Here is a 21,193-nt window from a genome sequence, read left to right on the forward strand (position 1 = left end):
TAAGAGGACTTGCCATCCTTACCAGCTTGGCCTGGGTCACCCTTATCTCCTTTGGCGCCATCTTGGCCGTCTTTACCATCTTTACCGTCTGCTACAAATTCACTAGAGACAATTTCATCTTCTGTGAATTTGCCGTCGCCGTTCTTATCGAAGTAAGTAATGATCCATTGACCTGGTTGACCGGCTTCGTTTGGTCCCTTCACAACATGAACGTAAGAGGACTTGCCATCCTTACCTGGATCACCCTTGTCGCCTTTTTCACCATTGCGAACCACAGTGGTTGTTTGGCTACCATCTGGATTGGTAATCGTAATGGTGTGGGTGCCGTCATTGTTGTCTTTAACTTCAGCTTTGGCAGACTTGCCGTCCTTACCATCTTCAATCACTGTTTCAGATTTCGTGCCATCTGGGTTGGTGATGGTTACGGTGTGGGTCCCATTACCGTTATCTTTGACTTCGGCTTTTGGTGATTTACCGTCTTTACCATCAGCAACGAATTCACTGGAGACAATTTCATCTTCTGTGAATTTACCGTCACCGTTCTTGTCAAAGTAAGTGATAATCCAGTTGCCTGATTCACCCGCTTCGTTTGGTCCCTTCACAACGTGAACGTAAGAGGACTGGCCGTCTTGACCAGGCTCACCTTGGTCACCCTTTTCACCTTTTTCGCCGTCTTTAACGAAGGTTTCTTTGATGACTTCATTGTTTTCGGGATCTCTCACGATGATCTTCACGCCGGATTCGGAGTTGGGATCATTTGGATCTTTCTCAACACGTTCACTTTCAACAACTGGGCTCTTACCGTTTTTACCATCGGTACCATCGAAGATGAACTCACGGCTAATTTCACGTTCACCTGGGTCAACTTGACCGTTATTGTTGGTATCTTCATGAACAATCACCCAAGTCCCTGGACGGTTTTGTCCGTTTTCGTCAACTTCGGTGCCACGTTCGGTCGTTGCGAGGACTGATTTGCCATCTTTTCCATCCTTACCGTCAGCTACGAATTCTGTGGAGACAATTTCATCTTCTGTGAACTTGCCGTCGCCGTTCTTATCGAAGTAGGTAATGATCCATTGACCTGGGTCGCCAGCTTCGTTTGGTCCTTTCACAAGGTGAACGTAAGAGGACTTGCCGTCTTGACCAGGCTCACCTTGGTCACCCTTTTCACCTTTTTCGCCGTCTTTAACGAAGGTTTCTTTGATGACTTCATTGTTTTCGGGATCTCTCACGATGATCTTCACGCCGGATTCGGAGTTGGGATCATTTGGATCTTTCTCAACACGTTCACTTTCAACAACTGGGGTCTTACCGTTTTTACCATCGGTGCCGTCGAAGATGAATTCACGGCTGATTTCGCGTTCACCTGGGTCTACTTTCCCGTTGTTATTAGCGTCTTCGTGAACAATCATCCAAGTGCCTGGACGCTCTTTTCCGGTTTCATCAGCTTTTGTGCCGCGCTCTGCAGTGGCGAGAACCGACTTACCATCTTTACCGTCTTGGCCAGCTTGACCTGGCGTACCTTGGTCACCTTTCTCACCTTGTGGGCCTTGAGGTCCTTGTTCGCCACGCTCACCTTGATCGCCTTTTTCACCATCTTTAACGAAGGTTTCTTTGATGATGGCGTTGCTCTCAGGATCTCTGACAATGATCTTCACACCTGATTCGGAGTTTGGATCATTTGGATCTTTCTCAACACGTTCACTTTCAACAACTGGGGTCTTACCGTTTTTACCATCGGTGCCGTCGAAGATGAATTCACGGCTGATTTCGCGTTCACCTGGATCTACTTTCCCGTTGTTATTAGCGTCTTCGTGAACAATCATCCAAGTGCCTGGACGCTCTTTTCCGGTTTCATCAGCTTTGGTGCCGCGTTCAGTAGTTGCGAGGACTGACTTCCCATCTTTACCATCGGTTCCATCTTGACCTGGAGTCCCTGGAAGGCCTTGTTCTCCGCGCTCACCTTGATCACCTTTTTCACCGTCAGGGATGAAAACAGTTTTTTCATCTTCAAATTGATCCGTGTTAGGGTTATAGATTTTTACAGTTACGTAACTTCCCTTGACCTGCTTGCTGCTTTCAGGATCGATCCCTTGTCCACGATTGACTTCAACAATGGGTTTATTCGGTAGCAGCGGCTTGTCTGGTTGTTTGGGCCCAGGAATAATAAGTTCACGACCTGTATTATAAACAATTTTCACGCCGCCATCTGCTTGCGGCTCAGTTCTAATAATACTTTCAAAGTTATAGCCAAAAATCTGACTTTGGGCTTCTTGGACCACTTCTCGAGATACTTCGCGCCAGTATTGGCCGCGCATGTATCTAAAATCATTGGGGTTAAAGTTAGGAATCCGCTCTGGGTCGACATGTTCATATAGGACCCGAACGCGTCCATCACGGCCGGGACGAATTTCTTTGATTTGACCAGCTGGCAACGAGGGATTGTATTGGAACTCCGTCTTATAAGAGCTATCTTCCACTGTCATTTCATAGGTCGATTGCTTTTCAACCACCCGTTGGTACACATAAGTAATTTCCTGGGTAACATCAGCTTTAAATTGACCAGCCTTGTAGCGCCCATCCGGACTGTATGCTGGACCATTAATAGGATTCTCGGCCTTGACGAAGCGATAGCCTTCAATCGGTTTGGCCGAAGTTAGATAGGTATGCTTGCCTACAATCCCGGTTAAGGTCTCTCCATCAATATTTTTGTCGATGCTCAGGACTTTACCGTTCTGATCGACAGTTTCATAGCGGTGGTGTTCAACGAAGGCTCCATATTTTCGATTCATTTCTGCCGAAGCATCACCAGAATTATATGTTTTTGACATGGTTAGAGGCTTCCAGCCGCTTGGAGAGGTGTTATCTCGACTATTACGAACAGATAGGTGGATCTGCCCCGACTTGGTGGCCGCCTCTGCCGACTTCGGAACATAATGGGCTTTAATAATATAGCGTTTACCTTGACTTAGACCAGCCTTGAATCGGTTAGACTCTCCTCGCCAGCCTGGCTTATTGTCCTTATCCCGCGTTTCGGTAATCCGTAAGTCTGTCACTTCCCGAACATCTGCGGGATTAAAATTAGGATTGTAAGAATCGGTGAAAGCCCGGTCATTAACGACTTCATAAAGTTTAAAATCGCGAATCTTATGTTGGTCAGCTTCCATAAAGAGCGTATGCGGACCATCCGTTACCGGCAGCCCATCACGGTTAATGTGGTAAACCACTTCTGTCACGACTTCAGGCCGACGCCGATCCGTCTGGGTATGCGTCCCATTGGTTAATAAATATTTCCCTCGCTTATCTGCCTGGTTAGTGGCATCAAAGTTATAGGCGAAGCCCTGTGTTTTCGCTTGATTGCCTACCTGGACCCTAGCTTGGTAGGTCTTATTATCGGTTGTGACCTTATCGTAGAAGGGTTGAAGGCCTTGATGAATAAATCCTTGAATATTCGCCAAGTGCTCCACCCCGTTCTCGAAGACGTAAACTACCTTGTTAGTCTGGGCATCATAGTTTCCTCGCGCAAGAACTTGTCCGTTTAAAGACATGATATGCTGCACCGATGGCGGAATATTCAAGCCACCAGGGCGGAAATACTCGCCGTAATCAATGGTGAAATAGTCCCCACCCCTGACGCCCTGGGGTACGCGGAATCTCGTATGTAAGTATAAAGCTTCCCCACGATTATCATTGACCGTTTTGAGTTCTGTGGGATGGTTGAAATCCTTTGAACTTGTTAGCGTCAACTGATCCACCTGAATTAATGAATTTACATTCCGACCACTTTGGGATGCACGAGCTGATCGAGGCATGGCCATGTAGACACTGGTATACTTCCTCTGTTTCTCAAGATATTGAAGACCTGCCTTGGTTATTTCCTCCTGCAGGCTAGTCGCATTGTGAATATGCTTCAAATTAATATGAGCTATTAAGCCCTCAACGTCTTCTGGCGCATAGACTTCCGCTAAGTGGGTCCGCAGAATTTGCATGGGTTTTTCTGTATTTTGAAGACTTTGTGCTAATTGTTCGAGGCTTGAATCTTCAGAAGGAGTCGTATGGCGACTAGCAAGTTCTGGCTCAAGCTTTACTGCTTTCTCTTTTTCTTTGGGCTTTGAGCTAGGCTCTGTCAAGCCACTCTTTTCTTCATTTTGGCTTGCTTGGCCATTCAGGCTTACTGCCCTGTTTTCTTCTTGATCTTCTTCCTGGACCAAGTCGCCCGAAACCATTGCTTGCTCTTCTACTTTGCTTTCAGCAGGAACTTCTTGACCAGTCTGACGGTCAGCTCTTACTTCTTCTACGGGATTCACTTGTTCTGGACCTGCTTCAAGAGGACCCTGCTCAGCTTCTTTGTCTCCAAGTCCTTCTTCCAGACTAACTTCTTCACTAGGCTGCCCACTAGTCACAGTCGCAGCATGAACCACTGCCATATCCCCAGCAAAAAGGAGACCTGCCACGACTGCAACGGAAGCCACTCCCACATTCAATCGTTTAATCGAATAACGGTAAAATTTATGACTTTGTTTTTCTCTTTGGACTTGTCTATTGTTCTTACCTACCATATCAAACTTTCCTTTCTTAAGCTTATCGACTGAGGCTTGTAGCTCTTAACTTGTCTTTATTTTGCTTGGTCAATCAAAGGATGCTTGGCTCCCTCGACTATTTTTCCCAAGTAAAAAAAGCGATAAAGTCAGTAATTTATCGCTAACCCCACTGACAAATGACTAAAACCGGTCAATTGAAACTCTAGCAAACTGCTAACTCTTCTTCTATCTATCCCCTTCAAACGGGAACCTGCTCCTTTCACTAAAATTTATCTTGATTATAATCATCTTTATTGTTTTCTTCTGTTCTTAATAAGCTTAAACCGTAAAAATGTGAAACCTCTTAATAAAAAAACTGACCCTCGCGAGTCAGTTGATCGTTCCTATTGGGTGAAGAGCATGTCAGACATGTTGGACGTATCTGAATCATTGATGGTCCGAACCGTCTCATAGATCCATAAGAAGGTGTTCACATTAGGCATCGAATTGATATTAAAGATATAACGGCCGGGTGTGCTTGGAATGTCGAAGGTCGTCATGATTATTTGATAGGGGCTGTCTTCGAGAATCTCCTGCCAATTAATGGCCTGGTTGCGGACATGGACTGTCACATAGTTATGGACAATAGGGTCTAATATAGCCTTATATTCCAGATCATACTGGAAATTCCCGGTATAAAGCAAGAGGTCAATTTTAACGATTCTATTTAGTTCAAAAATTGTATTCGGCCAAGCCACAATAAAATAGAAAGTAAAGCCAATCAGAAGCTGGTCAGAAATGTCGGTCATTATATTGAGCGACTGGATAAATTTCTTAATCATGGCTTGGACATCCACCACAAATTCTGGATTAATGCAGGCAACCTCATAAACTAAGTTACTCTGGTAGGTAATGGGATTATTCAAGATAACGTTCACATTCTTATCCATAGCAATACATAAATTGTATAAGGTCAAAGAAATGAGCTGAATATCTTTTTCTTGGGCCGTCTTGAGTTGGTAGTCCGCCTTGAGCTGGTACATATCCGCTTCAAAATTAACGATGCTTTGCTTAACAGCCGCGGGGACTCTCGAGTTCTCTTCCAAGTAAGACCGATTAAGCAGGGTTCCCGATGAAATTAATCCAGGAACAACTTGTGGTATAACTTCAAAGAGCGGATACCTGCCAGTCTGAGCTTGAAAAATCTGTAAAAATATCTAAATTAACCATCAAGAGCGACAATTCCCGTGTTGTTATCGGCCAGTCTGCCTTCTCAAGCACAAACTGATTGGCAAATCGCTCAAAGTTCAAACCGATCTGTAAATAAACTAAGGGGTTGGAAGAAAAGCTTTTGAGGTAAGGAGAGGTTGAGGCTAGCACCTCATATAAGTCAAAGGCCTGCTGTTGGCTAATGCTTGTAAAGGGCCAATCGGTATCCGATAGGTAATGCATTAAAGCAAAAGGGTAGAATAAGCGAATAGTCAATTCTTTACCCTCTAAGGCCTATGGGGAAGTGGTCACTTCAAGTTCTAAATTTGCCTCATTGAAAAATTGGTTAATCTGTTTAATGGCTCGGTAGACCGAGCTACGGCTGACATAAATTTTCTGGCTGAGCTCTTCCACCGATGTATAAGAAGCACGCATCAATTCAAAGAGCAAGCGATAAGTCACAGCTTCTTGGCTAAACTTTTTGAAGTAATAGTTAGCAGATACCATTTTTTTGAAGGCAAGGTTTACCCAAATACCGGACTGGTTCACTTGGATCTCCTCTGGGAACAAACTTTGTATTTCGATTAAATCACTTTTGATGGTTGCATTGGTACACGACAGACGATCGGCTAAGTCCCCATGGGTGAGGTATAAGTCGTCTTCATTCTGGTAGATAGCGATCAATGCCAGCTGGCGTCGGTCCTTACTTCCAAGCAATCTCATCATGTCATCATCTCCTTACTCATCCTTACATTATTGACTCTCAGCTATCATTTAATCATCATAGCATATTATCAAGTAAAGATTTGTTTATTAAATCGAAGTCGGTAAAATTTCTGGTACGGCTTAGGAAGAACAAAAAATCCCTAGCCTAACTAGGCTAAGGAAGTATCAGCTTAAAGCCCTACCAGCCCAGGTCCACATGATCTGGAAGTTGGATCTCTCCAGCTTCTAAGGCAGCAAAGGCCTGGTCTAAGACTGCAAAGGCTTGCGTTAAAAGCTCTCGGCTAATCACTAGGGGCGGCTGGAAGCGGAGGACATTGCCCATCAAGGTGACCATGAGCACCCCGTGGTCAAAGAGATAGGTCATGATCTTGCTGGCAGCTTGGCTGTCCCTTTCCTTGGTCTCAGGGTCGGTCACGAGCTCAATACCCGCATTGAGGCCCAGACACCGGACATCCCCTATGATCTGAGGGTACTTAGACTGGAGGGATTGGAAAGCTGCTTGGGCAAAACGCCCGTCTTCTTCAGATTTTTGGACCAAGTTTTCTTCTTCGATCACATCGAGACTGGCGTGTGCAGCTGCAACACAGACGGGGTTGCCAGCCGAGGTGAAGGCATGGCCGGGTGAGCCGAGGCTCTCTAGGATCTCTGCTCGTCCCACCAAGGCAGAGAGCGGGAGCCCCGATGCTAAGGACTTACCGATTGCCATCAGATCCGGCGTGAGACCAAAGTGGTCGATCCCCCACAGCTTCCCCGACCTTCCAAGTCCCTGGTTAATTTCATCCACTGCAAAGAGGATGCCATGTTCTTGGCAAAGCTCATAGAGGCCCTGCATAAAGGCTTGGGGTGGGATAATGATGCCAGCATCACCTTGGATTGGTTCGATTAAGACACAGGCGACCTCTTCAGGGGCCAGATAGGTCTCGAAGGCTAACCGGATAGCGTCCAGGTAACGCTCAGCTAGCTGGTCATCACTCTCCCCTGGTCTTCGCCGATAGGGATCTGGATAAGGCATGTGATAAACCCCAGGTAAAAGGGGCCCCATTTTGCGCCGCATATTGAGGCTGCAAGCCGACAGGGTCATCGCCCCATAGCTCGATCCATGATAGGCCCCAGTAAAACTGATCAGATAGGGGCGGCCTGTATAGGCGCGAGCGAATTTAATAATCGCTTCATTGGCTTCTGATCCCGAGGTAGAGAAGGAAACTTTCTTCTCGAAATGGCCTGGCGTCATTCCTGCTAAACGTTCAGCTAATGCTTCGAGCTGAGCTTGGTAGGAATAGGAGGGAATATAATGAAGCAAGTGTTCAGCCTGTTCTTGGATGGCAGCGACCACTTGGGGATGGCAGTGGCCGACATTGGCCGTTGAAGCGCTGGCTAAGAGGTCAATATAAGCCTTGCCATCCGCATCATAGACCAAGGCACCCTGAGCATGATCCACCAGTAAATCCACATAATTAATCCGCGCAGCCGAACTAATCCGCTCCCCCGCTTCGATAAAGGCTTGGGCCCGACTTTCTTCTTCCATCATTAGATCTCCCTTCAGGCTAATTCATTCTTACCACTGATTGTAGCATGTTTCCGCGTCCGAAAGCATGAAAAAAGCTAAGCTGAATCAAGCGCTTAGCTTTTTTCTTAGGCTCTAGCTTAACTATTCACGTTCGGCTAGTTCTTGTTTAGTAATGACTGGATAGTTCTTGAAGACTTTAGCCCCGAGGAAACCAACAATCAAGTTAATCACGATGAGGGCTAAACCAACGAGGAGCACTTGCATGGCTGGGTTGTAAGCAAACATCACCGCAAAACCAGCAATTGGCGTCGCTGTGCCTGGGGTTTCATTGACCATCTGCAAGAGGGCTACTAGAATCCCACTGCAAGCCCCACCGACAAAGTTAATGCCGTAGATTGGAATAGGGTTCGCTGAAGTCACATCAGCCTGGGTTAGGGGTTCAATCGCAAAGGCAATGGTGTCTTTGCGCTCACCCAGTTTGAGATGGTGGAAGATCATGTAGTTCATGAAAGAAGAGCCAAAGACTGCCAAAGCCCCGATAGCCATCGGAGTCCCTGTCAACCCAAGCATGGCAGTTAGGGCCATAGAGCTCAAAGGAGCCGTTGCAACCACAGTGATTACCCCACCGAGGATGATCCCCATAATCACTGGGCTTGATTCAGAGGAAGCAATTAAGATTTCGCCGATCTGTAAGAGTGAATTATCAACAAGTGGCGCAATGAAAAGGGCGATAGCCCGAGTAAGTGGGGCACTGATAATGATAATAAGAATTAAGTCAAGACCACCTGGAATATTTTTTTGCATCCATTTCACCAGGAAGGCCACTAAGTAACCTGCCAAGAAACCAGGTAAGATCCCTGTTCCAGAAGCAGCCAGACCCATCAAGACCGCATAACCCGGTTGAACACCAATCGCAATTGCAACCAAGATCGCTGCAGCGACACCACTCAGGGCACCATTAGCCATCCCAACTTCTTTAAGGAACTCAAGGCCAAGCACCGATCCAAAGAAGGAATCATGGAAGGCCTCTACCAGGAAGCTGGCGCAGGCTGCTGCAGCTAGGGCGCCCATGGCTTTCGCGCCGTGGGGAGCTTTATAGTTAAATAATGTAAAGATAGCTAGTACAACTAGCAACCAAATCGTACCGACAATAATATCCATAGTTTTATCCTGCTTTCTTAATCTCTGACTCGCTGAACACTGCCCCTTGCCCTAGTATAAGAGCTGATCGAATTATCCTGACAAGGGGAGACAGTGTTTTCAGACAAAACACAATAAACCGCTTACATCACTGATTACAAGCTTTTCTTCTGGGCCCCCCTTTCCCATTACAACTTGATAAAAGCTTATCATGAAAGCGCCATCAATACAAATAATTTATTATTACAAGGATAATATTTTATTAATTTTTCTTGCTATAATATGAGAATTTAAATGTGATAAAATTCATATAAACTATTGTTAAGGTCAACAAACAAGTAAATAAAACACTATTTATCATCGTATTCAAGGCAATAATTAAAAATTAATAAATACTCATTTTATCAGCAATATAATAGAAGAACAATAATAAAAATGATGAGAAAGATTTTTTTGAACATTTTTGTGAAAGTCTTCTTTTTGTTTTAAGATTGTATAAAAAGCTCAATTCCCTCTTTCAGCAGAGCCTTTTAACTCAAAAAAGGAAGCAGGGTCTTCCCTAACTTCCTTAAAAAAATAGTTTTAATTTTTTATCTTGGTGAGCAGTAATGAAAACTTTTATACCAGTTACTTTTTTGAGCAAAAGCTTAATGGTTGCTCACTAACACAATTTATAAAAACATTTTTTATTAGCTTGCTTGGTGGGCATAGTAAGCGTCTGAAGAAACACCGTCTGCTTCCTCTGAGTCTGCTTCTGCTTTAAGATCATCCAAACGATTGATAGGATAATTTTTAAAGCATTTCGCTGAAATATAAGCAGTCACTAGGCCAATCAGAGCACAGGCAACAGCCATAATAACAACCTTCATAGCAGGGTTATAGGCAAACATCACGGCTAGGCCTGCGAATGGTGTAGCCGTAGAAGAGGCTTCATTCACCATACCGGCAAGGGCTACAACAAGGCCGCACAAGCCACCCCCGATAAAGTCAGCCAGATATACTGGAAGCGGATTGGCTGAGGTGAGGTCAACCTGGGTCTTGGCTTCTAAGAAGACAGCCAAGCTTTCACGCGGACCCCCGAGTTTCAATTCGCGGTAGGTCATCCAGTTAACGAAGGCTGAGCCAAAGACGGCCATGGTCGTTACCCCCATTGGTAGACCAGTCAGACCGAGCATAGCAGATAGGGCCATAGATGAGATGGGCGAGCTGGAAACAACTGCCATGATCCCACCAACGATAATCCCCATGATAGCAGGCGCGGCATTGGAGCTAGCTTCAATACTCTTACCGATATTGAGGAGGGCCGCTTCAACAACCGGCTCGCTGGCGATTGCAATGAAGCGTGCTAGAGGAGCTACCACAATGATCATCACGAGTAGGTCCAGACCAGCTGGCAATTTCTTCTCAATATATTGAAGGATCCAATAGCAAGTGTAACCGGCAACCAGACCAGGAAGAATCCCTAAGCCAAAAGTAGCTGCTCCACAGAGCATGGCGGCCACTGGGGAAGCCCCCAAGGCAAGAGGAATCATGCAGGCTGCGGCGGCCCCACCCATGGAACCGGCCGCCATGCCGACCTCACTGAAGAAGTCGGCATCGAAGATATTCCCCACAAAGGAATTGAGAAAAGCTTCCACTAAGAGAGTTGCACAAGAGGCATCCGCAAATGCTCCCATGGTTTCACGGCCTTTAGGAGCTTTGAAGGTAAAGAGCGTAAACAAGGCTAAGACAAGGATCAGGAGAGCCACTCCAATAATTAAATCCATATTTTTACTTCCTTCTTTCTGTATCTATATTTTTCATAGCGCTTACATTTTTCTTTCTGCAAGTCCTTTCACATTACAGTTATCAACTTTAACAATGAATATTATTAGGGTCAACGCTTTCACAGCAGATAATAAATATTTATTCTTCTTCCCATCTCTCTCTCATCTCTAGCTTTTTTTCTTCTTATTCTCTAGCGGAAGTTTGTTATTTTTTTCGTTTGCGCTATAATGAATTTAAATTTAAGCATCGATGACTAACAGCACTTTGTGAATGGAGGCCCATGAATGGATAAAGATCGACTCAAGCATTATATTGCCCTGGTACATTTTTTGGGAGAGGTCCTTGGCGACCAATTCGAAGTCGTGCTCCATATTTATGATGGTAAACGTATGTATATCGCAGAGATTGTCAACGGCGAGTTGAGTGGACGCAGCAAAGACTCCCCCATCACCAAGTTTGCCCTCGAATTAATGGAAAAGGAAGACTATCTCCAGCGCGATTACCTGGTCAATTATAAGACCCGGACAAAAGCTGGAAAAGTCCTCCAAGGCTCAACCTTCTTCATCAAGGATGATGAGAACCAACTCCAAGGGATGATTTGTGTCAATATGGATTATTCCAAGCAATTTGACCTGGCCGACCATATCATTAAAAGCCTCAAGCTCCCTATCTCCATTAAGACCTCCCAATTAGCTGAAAAAGAGGAGGCTTTTTCAAATGATTTCACGGAAATTCTGTCCGAAAATGTAAACGATGTCATCACTGAAATTATCGGTCCTGATCAAGTTCAGTCCAATCTTAGCTTAACACCGGAAGCCAAGCTCGATATCATGCGCCGCTTGGAAGCCAAGGGGGTCTTCAAGATCAAGGGAGCTGTCCCCCAAGTTGCCAAGGCTTTAGGTGTTTCGGTGCCTTCTGTCTACCGCTATCGACGCATGATCCAAAAGCAATCCTAGATATTTAAAGTGATTATAGTTTATAGATTCTAAATCATATGAAGCTAGATTAAATTGGACTCATTCCCATTTGTTGGATTCTATAGTTTTTAAACAAAATCTTTGCTAAAATAAGGATATCAATTGAAAACCTTTCTCAATTACGAGTGGGATTTTCGAAAATAGCAAAGAAGAGGTTATTGATATGAAAGAAAAAGCATTAAAAGTCGCCCTCGTCTCCTTGTCCATGTTGGCGCTGGGCGCCTGCAGCCAGGGAGAGTCTGGTCAATCGAACCAGTCCAACCAAGCGGAAAGCAGCCAAAGCGCAACTAGCCAAACAGAAGAAAGCACAAGTGCCAAGACTGATGTGAAAGCAGAAACTGTTGAAATCCAGGATGCTACAGGTAAGGTTGAAGTGCCTAAGAACCCACAAAAAGTCGTTGCCTTAGACAACCGGACCTTCCAAAGCTTGGAAGAATGGGGCATTAAACCTGTTGCCGTACCTAAAGATGTCATGCCTGGAAGCTCCGCCTTCGTTAAGGATGATTCCGTACAAAACATCGGCAACCACCGGGAACCTAACCTAGAAATCATTGCCGCTGAACAACCTGACCTCGTGATTGTGGGCCAACGTTTTGCTGACTACTATGATGACATCAAGAAATTAGTGCCTGAAGCTACCGTGATTAACTTAGACATTAACGTGAGCGAAGACAGCGAGCACCCTGGCCAAGACTTAGTGTATGGCCTGAAGAATTCAAGCCTGGCCTTGGGTAAGATCTTCGACAAAGAAGACGAAGCTAAGAAGGACGTCGAAGCTTTGGATGCCTCCATCAAGCGGGCTAAAGAAGCCTACAATGGCGAAGACAAAGTAATGGCCTTGGTGGTTTCAGGTGGCGAACTTGGTTTCTCAGCGCCACACTTTGGCCGGGTATGGGGCCCACTCTACGATATCTTCAATTGGAAACCTGCCCTAGAAGTGGCTAATGAATCTTCTGACCACAAGGGGGACGATGTTTCCGTAGAAGCCATTGCCGAAAGCAACCCTGACTGGCTCATGGTCCTCGACCGCGATGCAGCCATTTCTAAGCCTGGTGAAAAATCTCAGCCAGCCAAAGATGTGCTCGAAAACGCTAAAGCCTTGACCAATACGACAGCCGTTAAGGATCAAAAGATCGTCTACGCCCCAGAAGATACTTATACTAATGAATCTATCCAAACCTTCACTGAAATCTTCAACCGCATTGCCGATGCGATGAGTAAATAGTAGGTCCTGATATTTTCCATTCAGTTCATTCTCTGTTAAGATGAATGTGAATGAGTGGGCAATGACAAACCGACGATCATTCCGTTGAATTGGTCGCCGGTTTCTTTCGTTATCTAAATTATTATTGCCTAAGCAGCAAATTTTAGCATTTTCTCGCCTAAAGGAGGCAAGCCCATGCCAAAAAAATCCTATAAAATTAAATTACAGCAAGCCTTAAGGGGGCGCTGGGGCTTATTGGACCTCGGCCTTCTCGTCGTCTTACTCGCCTATCTCTCCCTTAGGACTGGCGCTTATGATATCCAGGCCCATGAAGAGGGCTGGCAGATGCTCTGGATCACACGCTTCCCAAGAACACTTGCCTTAATGCTTTCCGGAACGGCCATGTCCATGTCTGGTTTGGTCATGCAACTCTTGAGCCAGAACCGCTTTGTTGAACCCACGACGACTGGAACCATTGAATGGGCGGGGCTTGGCCTGATCCTTTGCTATTTGCTCTTTCCCTCACCGAGCCTTTTCTTGCGGATGGGCTTTGCTATTATGGCAGCCTTTTTGGGCACCCTCATCTTTTTCTACTTTATGCGCAACATCCGCTTGAAGTCAGGCCTTTTGGTTCCCCTCATCGGGATCATGCTGGGAGCAGTTGTATCCGCTATTTCAACCTTTATTGGCCTTGCCTTCAACATGACCCAGTCCCTAGAAATTTGGTTCACAGGGTCCTTTGCCTCGATCCAGCAGGGACGCTATGAGTATCTCTGGTTGATTATCCTGGTTACCCTAGCCATCTACTTCCTTGCTGACCGGTTGACCATTGCCGGCCTCGGTCGCGACGTGGCAACCAATCTCGGCGTCGACTACCAAAAGGTGAGCTTGCTCGGAACCGCCCTCGTCGCCCTAGCTGTCGGCATTGTCGCTAGCGTCGTCGGCTATCTCCCCTTTCTTGGACTCATCGTTCCCAATACCATTTCCCTATTTCGCGGCGATGATGTCCGGTCCAACCTGGTCTGGGTTAGCCTCATGGGCATGGCCCTGATCATGGCCTGTGACATCCTCTCCCGATGGCTGATCGCTCCCTTCGAGCTGCCCGTCTCTGTGATCTTGGGGACCCTGGGTTCTTTCGTCTTCATTAGCCTATTACTCTACCAAAGGAGGCATAAAACATGAAATTAAAGCCTCATTATTTTCCAGCCTTTACTAAGGAAGCTGACCGGCGCCGCTATTGGATCCTCTTTGGGGTCATCTTCTGCCTGGGTCTCGCTTTCAGCTGGGGGCTCATCTTCTACAATAACCCTGTAGCTATTGATTCCCCCTCCTTCTTTCCTGTCATTCAAAGGCGGTTGACCGCCCTCATCGCCATGGTCATCGTGGCTCTCTGCCAGGGCACAGCGACTGTTGCCTTCCAGTCCTTGACCCAAAATCGGATCATTACCCCTTCCCTGCTTGGTTTTGAAGCCCTCTATGTAGCTCTTCAAACCGCGATCGTCTTCTTCCTCGGGGTCCAATCCCTAGTCCAATTCTCGGGTCTAACGGCCTTCTGCATCCAATTGGTCCTCATGGTATCAGCCAGCCTGCTCCTCTACCGCTGGCTGCTGACAGGTAAGTACGCGGATATGCAGATTATGCTCTTAGTGGGGATGATGTTGGGCACAGGACTCAACTCCCTGGCGAGTTTCATGCGCCGGATGCTGGCGCCTTCAGAGTTCGATATCCTCCAAGCACGGCTCTTCGCTTCCGTTAACCATGCGGAAGCCGAACAATTCATCTTGGCCGTCCCCCTCTGTGTCTTAGCTATCGCCGGTCTCCTGGCTCTCAGTTCCAAACTCGATATCATGTCCCTAGGAAGGGATGTTGCCAAGAACCTCGGCCTCAATCCCAAGCAGATTGCCATCCTTGTTTTAAGCCTTGTCGCCATCCTGATGGCCATTTCTACTGCCCTGATTGGGCCCCTGTCCTTCTTTGGTTTCCTGGTAGCCAATATCTGCTACCAGCTAGTTCCGACCTATGACCACCGCTATCTCTTCCTGATGGCCATTGCGGTCGCCTTTGCTGTCTTAACAGGTGCCTACTTCTTCATGTACCATATCTTCAATGCCCAGGGCGTGGTAGGTGTGATCATTGAGGTCTTCGGTGGTCTCAGCTTCCTCACCGTCCTCCTCAGAAATAAGAAAGGAGAATCCCTATGATCCGACTCGAAGGGCTCTCTAAAGCCTATAACGATGAAGTCAAAATCGGTCCCCTCGATCTCGAAATTCCTAAGGGTAGTTTTACTGCCCTCGTTGGTCCCAATGGTGCAGGCAAGTCGACCTGCCTGATGATGATTGGGCGCTTACTCCAAGCGGATAGCGGCCGGGTCTACCTGGAAGGCCAAGCCATGGATGAAAGCAAAAGCCAGGACTTGGCCAAAAAAATTGCTGTCCTCCGCCAGGAAAACCACTTCATGACTCGGTTAACAGTCAAGCAATTGGTGGCTTTTGGCCGCTTCCCCTACAGCAAGGGTCGTCTCACTGAGAAAGACTTAGAAATTGTAGATAACTATATCCACTTCCTCAGCCTAGAAAAGCTAGCTGACCGCTATCTCGACCAACTGTCTGGTGGCCAACGCCAGCGTGCCTATGTAGCCATGGTTCTAGCCCAAGAGACCCCCTATGTCCTCCTCGACGAACCTTTGAACAACCTGGATATTGCGAGCTCTATCCAGATGATGATGCACCTCCGCCAGGTGGTTAACCAGCTGGACCGAACCATCATCACGGTCCTCCATGATATCAATATCGCCGCCCGCTACGTTGACTTCATCTGCGCCATGAAGAAGGGGCAGATCGCAAGCTTCGGCTCCCCCCGCGATGTCATGCAGACCCAGCAGCTCCAAGACATATTCGACGCCAACATCCGCGTCATCGAAAGCGAAGCAGGACCGATTGCTGTTTATTAAAGGCTAAACACAAAAGAGCCATAGACTGAAATTTTACTCAGTCTATGGCTCTTATTTGTATCATTAGTCCCTCCAAGTAAGGCCTAGGCTTCACTTAAAGCATTTCTTTTACAAAGGAATGGAGTTCTTTACTCTGCTAACCAACTATCGACCTTGTCTCGGTTAGCTTCAATCCATTTGTCTGCTGCTTGCCCTGGATCAGTGCCATCTGCAATATCTAGCATCACACTCTCCATATCTTCCATCTCCCACTCAAAGCGGTCGAGGATTTGATAGGCGCGTGGGTGGTCTTCTTTTAGACCATGGCGAACCATAGTGTTGATGGTTTCTTCGCCACCGAAGACCCCTTCTGGATCTTCCAAGTATTTTAGGTCATAGCTTTGGAACTTCCAATGAGGCGACCAACCTGTAACGACAATTTCTTCGTCGCGGTCAATCGCTTGACCGAGAGCAGTCGTCATGGCCCCCGTTGAGGCGGTTTCCATCTGCCATTGCCCTAAGTTAGGATAAGCGTCGAATGCTCTTTCAGTGGCCATAACAACGCCTGTCCCAGGTTCAATCGCTGTTATAGTCGAGCTAGCTTCGGATGACAAGTCAGCGATACTAGAGACCGACATATAGCTAGGAACGACCAAACCAATCTTGGCACCCCTTAGATTAGGGCCCAAGTCTTCCATCTGGTCGCCAAACTCATCATAGTAAGAACCATGAGTTTGTGGCAACCAAGCAGCCACCATGCCATCCACATCGCCAGAAGCTAAGGAAGCCCACATAACTGGAACATCAGCTGAAGTCATTTTGACTTGGTAGCCAGCTTCCTCTAAGACACTGGCAATCACATGGGTCGAAGCAATCTCCGTATCCCATTGGACATAAACCATTTCGATTTCTTCTTTATCTGAGAAAAGCTCGCCATCGAAGAGCGAGGACTTAAAGGCCCCCTCACTCCCTAAAGTGAAGACTAAGCCGACCAAGGCGGTTAAAGCTAATAGTATTTTTTTCATCATGACTTGTTTTTTAACTCCTTCTTAAAGGCTAAGAGGTCTTGAGACAGTTAGTCTTAAGCGGTAAAAAACAATTAATAGAATAGCTAAAGCTTTCTATTCTGCTAACCATTCTTCCACTTTATCGGGATTGGCGTCGATCCATTCAATGGCCGCTTGTTGCGGATCCTTACCGTTAGAGATTTCTAACATGACGCTTTCCATATCATCCAAGCTCCAATTGAATTGGTCGAGAATTTGATAAGCCCGTGGATGGTCTTCCTTGAAACCTTGGCGGACCATGGTATTAATGGTTTCTTCACCACCATAGACGCCCTTAGGATCTTCTAGATATTTCAAGTCATAGGCTTGGAATTTCCAGTGTGGGGACCAACCCGTTACGACAATTTCTTCTTCGTTAGAGATGGCTTGACCTAAAGCAGTGGTCATAGCACCGGAAGAAGAGGTCTCAACGGTCCAATCAGATAGGTTAGGGTATTGAGCCACAGCATCTTCTGTCGCCGCAACTACCCCAGCACCAGGTTCAATCCCAGTGATCACAGAACCTGCTTGGTTTGAAAGATCTTCAATGCTATTCACATCCATATATTCAGGAACAACCATACCGATTTTAGCCCCTTCGAGGTTAGGGCCTAAGTCTTCCATTTGGTCGCCATACTGTTCAAATTGTGGGCCATGGGTTTGGGGAAGCCATGCTCCGACCATCCCGTCAGCCTCACCTGTCGCCACAGCACTCCACATGATGGCATTATCAAGAGGTGTAATTGTGACATCATAGCCTTCCCGGCGGAGGACTTCAGCAACCACATTAGTTGAAGCCACTTCCGTATCCCACTCAACATAAGAGAGGGTAATGGATTCGCCATTTGAACTTCCGCCTCCAGAGAAGATTGAAGACCGGAAGGCGCCTGGACTGCCCAAGCTAAGTACCAGACCTAGGACAGCCACGATGCCAAGTATAATTTTCTTCATAATCGTATCTGCCTCCTATTCTTATTTACGCTTATCTTCAGTTGCAAAGAGGGTCAAGCGGTCGATAATGATCGCCAGGATAACAATCCCGAGACCGGCCACGAAGCCTGTCCCAACTTGGGCTCTCTGTAAGGAAGATAGGACGATCCGGCCGAGACCAGGTGCCCCGATCATGGAACCCGTTACCACCATAGAGAGGGCTAGCATTACGGTTTGGTTAACCCCTGCCATAATGGTTGATTTAGCAATCGGTAACTCCACTTGGAAAAGTTTTTGTGAAGGGGTCGAACCGAAAGCTTCAGCTGCCTCATCCAAGTCTTCAGGCACTTGACGGATCCCTAAGTTGGTCATCCGAACAGTTGGTGGGAGGGCGAAGATGACTGAGGCGAAGACGCCTGGCACCGTCCCGATCCCAAAGAAAGCAACAGCTGGGATGAGGTAAACGAAGGCTGGCATGGTCTGCATGAAGTCAAGAATAGGCTTGAGGACCTTTTGCACGGGATCATACTTAGAAGCAAGAATCCCCAGAGGTACCCCAATCACCACTGAGACCAGACTGGATACAAGGACCAAGGTGACCGTGTTCATTAGGTCAGACCAGAGCCCTTGGTTGAGGATGTAACCTAAACCAATCAAAACAAAGCTTGGCAGCGACCAGCTCTTATGGGAGATAAAGTAAGCTAGAACAGCTAGGGCAATGATGAAGATAGCTGGTGGAATCATCATCAAGAGGCCGGTTAAGCCGTCCATCACAGTGGAACCAAGGGATTGGAGGACATCGAAGAGACCACTAAAGGTATTAGTAATCCACTCAGTCGCTCCTTCCACCCAATCGGCCACTGGGAGTTGGTCTAAGGGAAATAAGGCAAGTTTATTCATCTACTGGACCTCCTTCATAGTCACTTGATGAGAGAATATCGATAATCATCCGGCGGTTAATAATCCCTAACCAACGGCCATTCTCATCGACAACCGATACCGGTAGCGACGCCCCTTGCAAGGCATCGAAGGTTTCATTAATGGTGGCATCCGGCGCAATGACAGGCACGTCAGTATGCAGGATATCTTCTAGGTTCAGGTCTTTGCCTGCTTGGTTTTGCTTACGGATATAGGCTAAGGCTTCCCCATCGTGGATGTAACCACGCAAGCGTTGGGAATCATCTCGAACCATAATTTGTGAAATCTCTTCCTCTTGCATCCGTCTGAGGGCCACACGCAAGCCTTCGCGGTCCATATTAATCACAAATTCAGGACGTTTCATGGCATTCTCAGCAGTAATAACCTTGGAACGGTCCACGCTTTCAACGAAGCGTTCCACATAGTCATTGGCTGGGTTCGTTAAGATCTCTTCACCGGTGCCGACTTGAACGACTTCACCATTCCGCATTAAGGCGATCCGGTCCCCGATACGGAGGGCTTCATCCAAGTCGTGGGTGATGAAGATAATGGTCTTATTCACCCGTTCTTGGAGGTCAACGAGTTCATCTTGCATGTCACGACGAATGAGCGGGTCCAAGGCTGAGAAGGCCTCATCCATCAAGAGAATTTCAGGATCATTAGCCAGGGCCCGGGCTAAACCAACCCGCTGTTGCATCCCACCAGATAATTGGTCAGGATACTGGTCCTTGTATTCCGCTAAGCCAGCATTGGCTAAAGCTTTTTCAGCAACCTTGCGGCGTTCTTCCTTGTCGACCCCTTGGACGGCCAAGCCGTATTCGGTATTTTCTTGGAGGGTCATATGAGGGAAGAGAGCGAAGTTCTGGAAGACCATGCTGACCTTCTTACGGCGTACTTCGCGCAATTCTTCTGCTGAAATTTTTGTCAAATCGTCCCCATCGATTTCAACGGAACCTGAAGTTGGTTCGATCAAACGGTTGATCATCCGTAAGAGAGTAGACTTCCCTGAACCAGAAAGTCCCATGATAACGAAGGTTTCCCCCTCATGGATATCCATGGAAGCATTGTCGACCCCAACCGTTGCACCGGTTGCTTTAACAATTTCTTCCTTAGTTTTTCCTTCATTAAGCATCTTTTTCGCCCGGTCGATTTGGCCGCGCGTTCCATAAATTTTTGTGAGATTGCGAATTTTTACTGAACTCATTCGTTCTCCTCCCTGTTTTTGATTTTTCTAGTAACAGTCATAATTCCACCCTAACAAAATAAGACCCCCATTTCAAAGATGAAGGTCTTATTATTGGCTTTTCATGGATTTTAAAAATCAATTACGTTTAAATTTTCTTAACTTTTACCAGGCCTTATCCCTAAGTCAAAGTAGATGTAACTGTTTCCATAATTTCCTTTCTGAAAAATACAAAATTTGTACTTGCTTTAAATTTCGCCTTGACGGAGTTGGTCCGCTACTTTCTTGATTTCTGCCCGCTCCTCCTCTGAGAATTCTGGATATTGGGGATCCAATTGGGCTAAGATTTCGATCAGGGCCTGGGTGGCTATTTGGCGCGAGAGCCAGGGATTGTCAGCGGGCAGCACATACCAAGGGGCCGTTTCCGTTGCCGTATGGTTGAGCATGCCTTCAAAGACTTCCTGGTAGTGATCCCACTGCTTGCGGTCTTCAATATCGGAAAGTGAAAATTCATAATTCTTCTTAGGATTCTCAATTCGCTCCAACAAGCGATCGCGTTGGGTATCCTTGGACATATTAAAGAAGAGTTTTAGAACAGGAAAGCCGTTAGCTGTCAGATAATCTTCAAAGCCCTTGATCTGTTCATAGCGCTTGTTGATCAGCTCAGGGTCAGCCTTAATTTCTTCCGGTTGCTCCTCGGAATCTAAGGATTGGTGGATCTGAGGGGCAATAATATCTTCATAATAGGACCGGTTGAGAATGGCAATCTCCCCCCGCGCAGGTAGGCCCTCATGCATCCGCCAGAGATAGTCGTGGGCTTTCTCGTTATCGGATGGCTTCTGGAAGGAAGTCACCTTGAGGGCCTGGGGCTGTAGCGTTGAGAAGATATAGCGAATAATCTCATCCTTGCCTGCTGCATCCAGGGCTTGGAGGACAATCAGAACGCCGCGCGTCCCTTCGGCTGTCAACCGGTTGTGCCAGTCCACAAGGTCAGGCACCAGGTCCTCATAAAGACTGTCCTTAAGCTTCTCATCATCTTCTTTTGATAAAACATGGCAAGGATAATCGGCCAAATGAATCTCTTGCCCCGTTAATTTATAGTCGTCAAGTGTCATCAGTATCCTCCTTATTAAATCA

Annotated in this window: 15 protein-coding genes and 1 pseudogene; 5 read left to right on the forward strand and 11 right to left on the reverse strand. The window is 46.7% G+C overall.

The window, feature by feature from the left end:
• The 7 genes from QP860_RS02210 to QP860_RS02240 all read right to left on the reverse strand — a co-directional run.
• On the reverse strand, positions 1 to 4,559 hold a 4,559-nt coding region (locus QP860_RS02210), incomplete at its 3' end, for a collagen-flanked surface repeat-containing protein (RefSeq protein ID WP_284912089.1).
• Positions 4,560 to 4,924: 365 nt separating this feature from the next.
• Positions 4,925 to 5,563: a hypothetical protein gene (locus QP860_RS02215; RefSeq protein ID WP_284912090.1), complete on the reverse strand. Its 639-nt coding sequence runs from the start codon at positions 5,561 to 5,563 to the stop codon at positions 4,925 to 4,927.
• A gap of 124 nt (positions 5,564 to 5,687) precedes the next feature.
• Complete coding sequence (locus QP860_RS02220) at positions 5,688 to 6,005, reverse strand: hypothetical protein (RefSeq protein ID WP_284912091.1); 318 nt, start codon at positions 6,003 to 6,005, stop codon at positions 5,688 to 5,690.
• An 18-nt stretch (positions 6,006 to 6,023) separates the two neighbouring features.
• Positions 6,024 to 6,455 (reverse strand): helix-turn-helix domain-containing protein, encoded by a 432-nt coding sequence (locus tag QP860_RS02225; RefSeq protein WP_284912092.1) that lies wholly within the window; start codon positions 6,453 to 6,455, stop codon positions 6,024 to 6,026.
• Positions 6,456 to 6,633: 178 nt separating this feature from the next.
• Positions 6,634 to 7,983, reverse strand: a complete 1,350-nt coding sequence (locus tag QP860_RS02230) for an aspartate aminotransferase family protein (RefSeq protein WP_070616642.1) — start codon at positions 7,981 to 7,983, stop codon at positions 6,634 to 6,636.
• Between the two features lie 120 nt (positions 7,984 to 8,103).
• Positions 8,104 to 9,123, reverse strand: coding sequence for a PTS sugar transporter subunit IIC (locus QP860_RS02235; RefSeq protein ID WP_070616640.1), 1,020 nt, complete (start codon positions 9,121 to 9,123; stop codon positions 8,104 to 8,106).
• A 668-nt stretch (positions 9,124 to 9,791) separates the two neighbouring features.
• Positions 9,792 to 10,868, reverse strand: a complete 1,077-nt coding sequence (locus tag QP860_RS02240; RefSeq protein ID WP_070616638.1) for a PTS sugar transporter subunit IIC — start codon at positions 10,866 to 10,868, stop codon at positions 9,792 to 9,794.
• Between the two features lie 285 nt (positions 10,869 to 11,153).
• Between QP860_RS02240 and QP860_RS02245 the strand changes: the two genes are divergently transcribed.
• The 5 genes from QP860_RS02245 (at position 11,154) to QP860_RS02265 (ending at position 16,000) form a co-directional block, all read left to right on the forward strand.
• On the forward strand, positions 11,154 to 11,825 hold the full coding sequence (locus QP860_RS02245; protein WP_070616636.1) for a helix-turn-helix transcriptional regulator: 672 nt from the start codon (positions 11,154 to 11,156) through the stop codon (positions 11,823 to 11,825).
• Positions 11,826 to 12,009: 184 nt separating this feature from the next.
• A complete protein-coding gene (locus QP860_RS02250; protein WP_284912093.1) occupies positions 12,010 to 13,071 on the forward strand; it encodes a siderophore ABC transporter substrate-binding protein in 1,062 nt (353 codons plus the stop codon).
• Between the two features lie 174 nt (positions 13,072 to 13,245).
• Positions 13,246 to 14,232: an ABC transporter permease gene (locus QP860_RS02255; protein ID WP_284912094.1), complete on the forward strand. Its 987-nt coding sequence runs from the start codon at positions 13,246 to 13,248 to the stop codon at positions 14,230 to 14,232.
• Entirely contained in the window at positions 14,229 to 15,251 is a 1,023-nt protein-coding gene (locus QP860_RS02260; RefSeq protein ID WP_284912095.1) for an iron chelate uptake ABC transporter family permease subunit, read from the forward strand. Before QP860_RS02255 ends, QP860_RS02260 begins: the two co-directional genes overlap by 4 nt.
• On the forward strand, positions 15,248 to 16,000 hold the full coding sequence (locus QP860_RS02265; RefSeq protein WP_070616629.1) for an iron ABC transporter ATP-binding protein: 753 nt from the start codon (positions 15,248 to 15,250) through the stop codon (positions 15,998 to 16,000). Before QP860_RS02260 ends, QP860_RS02265 begins: the two co-directional genes overlap by 4 nt.
• Positions 16,001 to 16,128: 128 nt before the next feature.
• On the opposite strand, the gene QP860_RS02270 is transcribed toward QP860_RS02265, so the two are convergent.
• The 4 genes and pseudogenes from QP860_RS02270 to QP860_RS02285 form a co-directional block, all read right to left on the reverse strand.
• Complete coding sequence (locus QP860_RS02270; RefSeq protein ID WP_284910612.1) at positions 16,129 to 17,007, reverse strand: glycine betaine ABC transporter substrate-binding protein; 879 nt, start codon at positions 17,005 to 17,007, stop codon at positions 16,129 to 16,131.
• Positions 17,008 to 17,100: 93 nt separating this feature from the next.
• A pseudogene (locus tag QP860_RS02275) lies at positions 17,101 to 18,855 on the reverse strand (ABC transporter permease/substrate binding protein).
• Positions 18,848 to 20,077, reverse strand: a complete 1,230-nt coding sequence (locus QP860_RS02280) for a quaternary amine ABC transporter ATP-binding protein (protein ID WP_070616623.1) — start codon at positions 20,075 to 20,077, stop codon at positions 18,848 to 18,850. Before QP860_RS02280 ends, QP860_RS02275 begins: the two are co-directional and overlap by 8 nt.
• A 227-nt stretch (positions 20,078 to 20,304) precedes the next feature.
• A complete protein-coding gene (locus QP860_RS02285) occupies positions 20,305 to 21,171 on the reverse strand; it encodes a PPK2 family polyphosphate kinase (protein WP_070616622.1) in 867 nt (288 codons plus the stop codon).
• Between the last annotated feature and the right edge of the window lie 22 nt (positions 21,172 to 21,193).

The sequence above is a fragment of the Aerococcus sp. UMB1112A genome, from assembly GCF_030230715.1.
Classification (GTDB): domain Bacteria; phylum Bacillota; class Bacilli; order Lactobacillales; family Aerococcaceae; genus Aerococcus.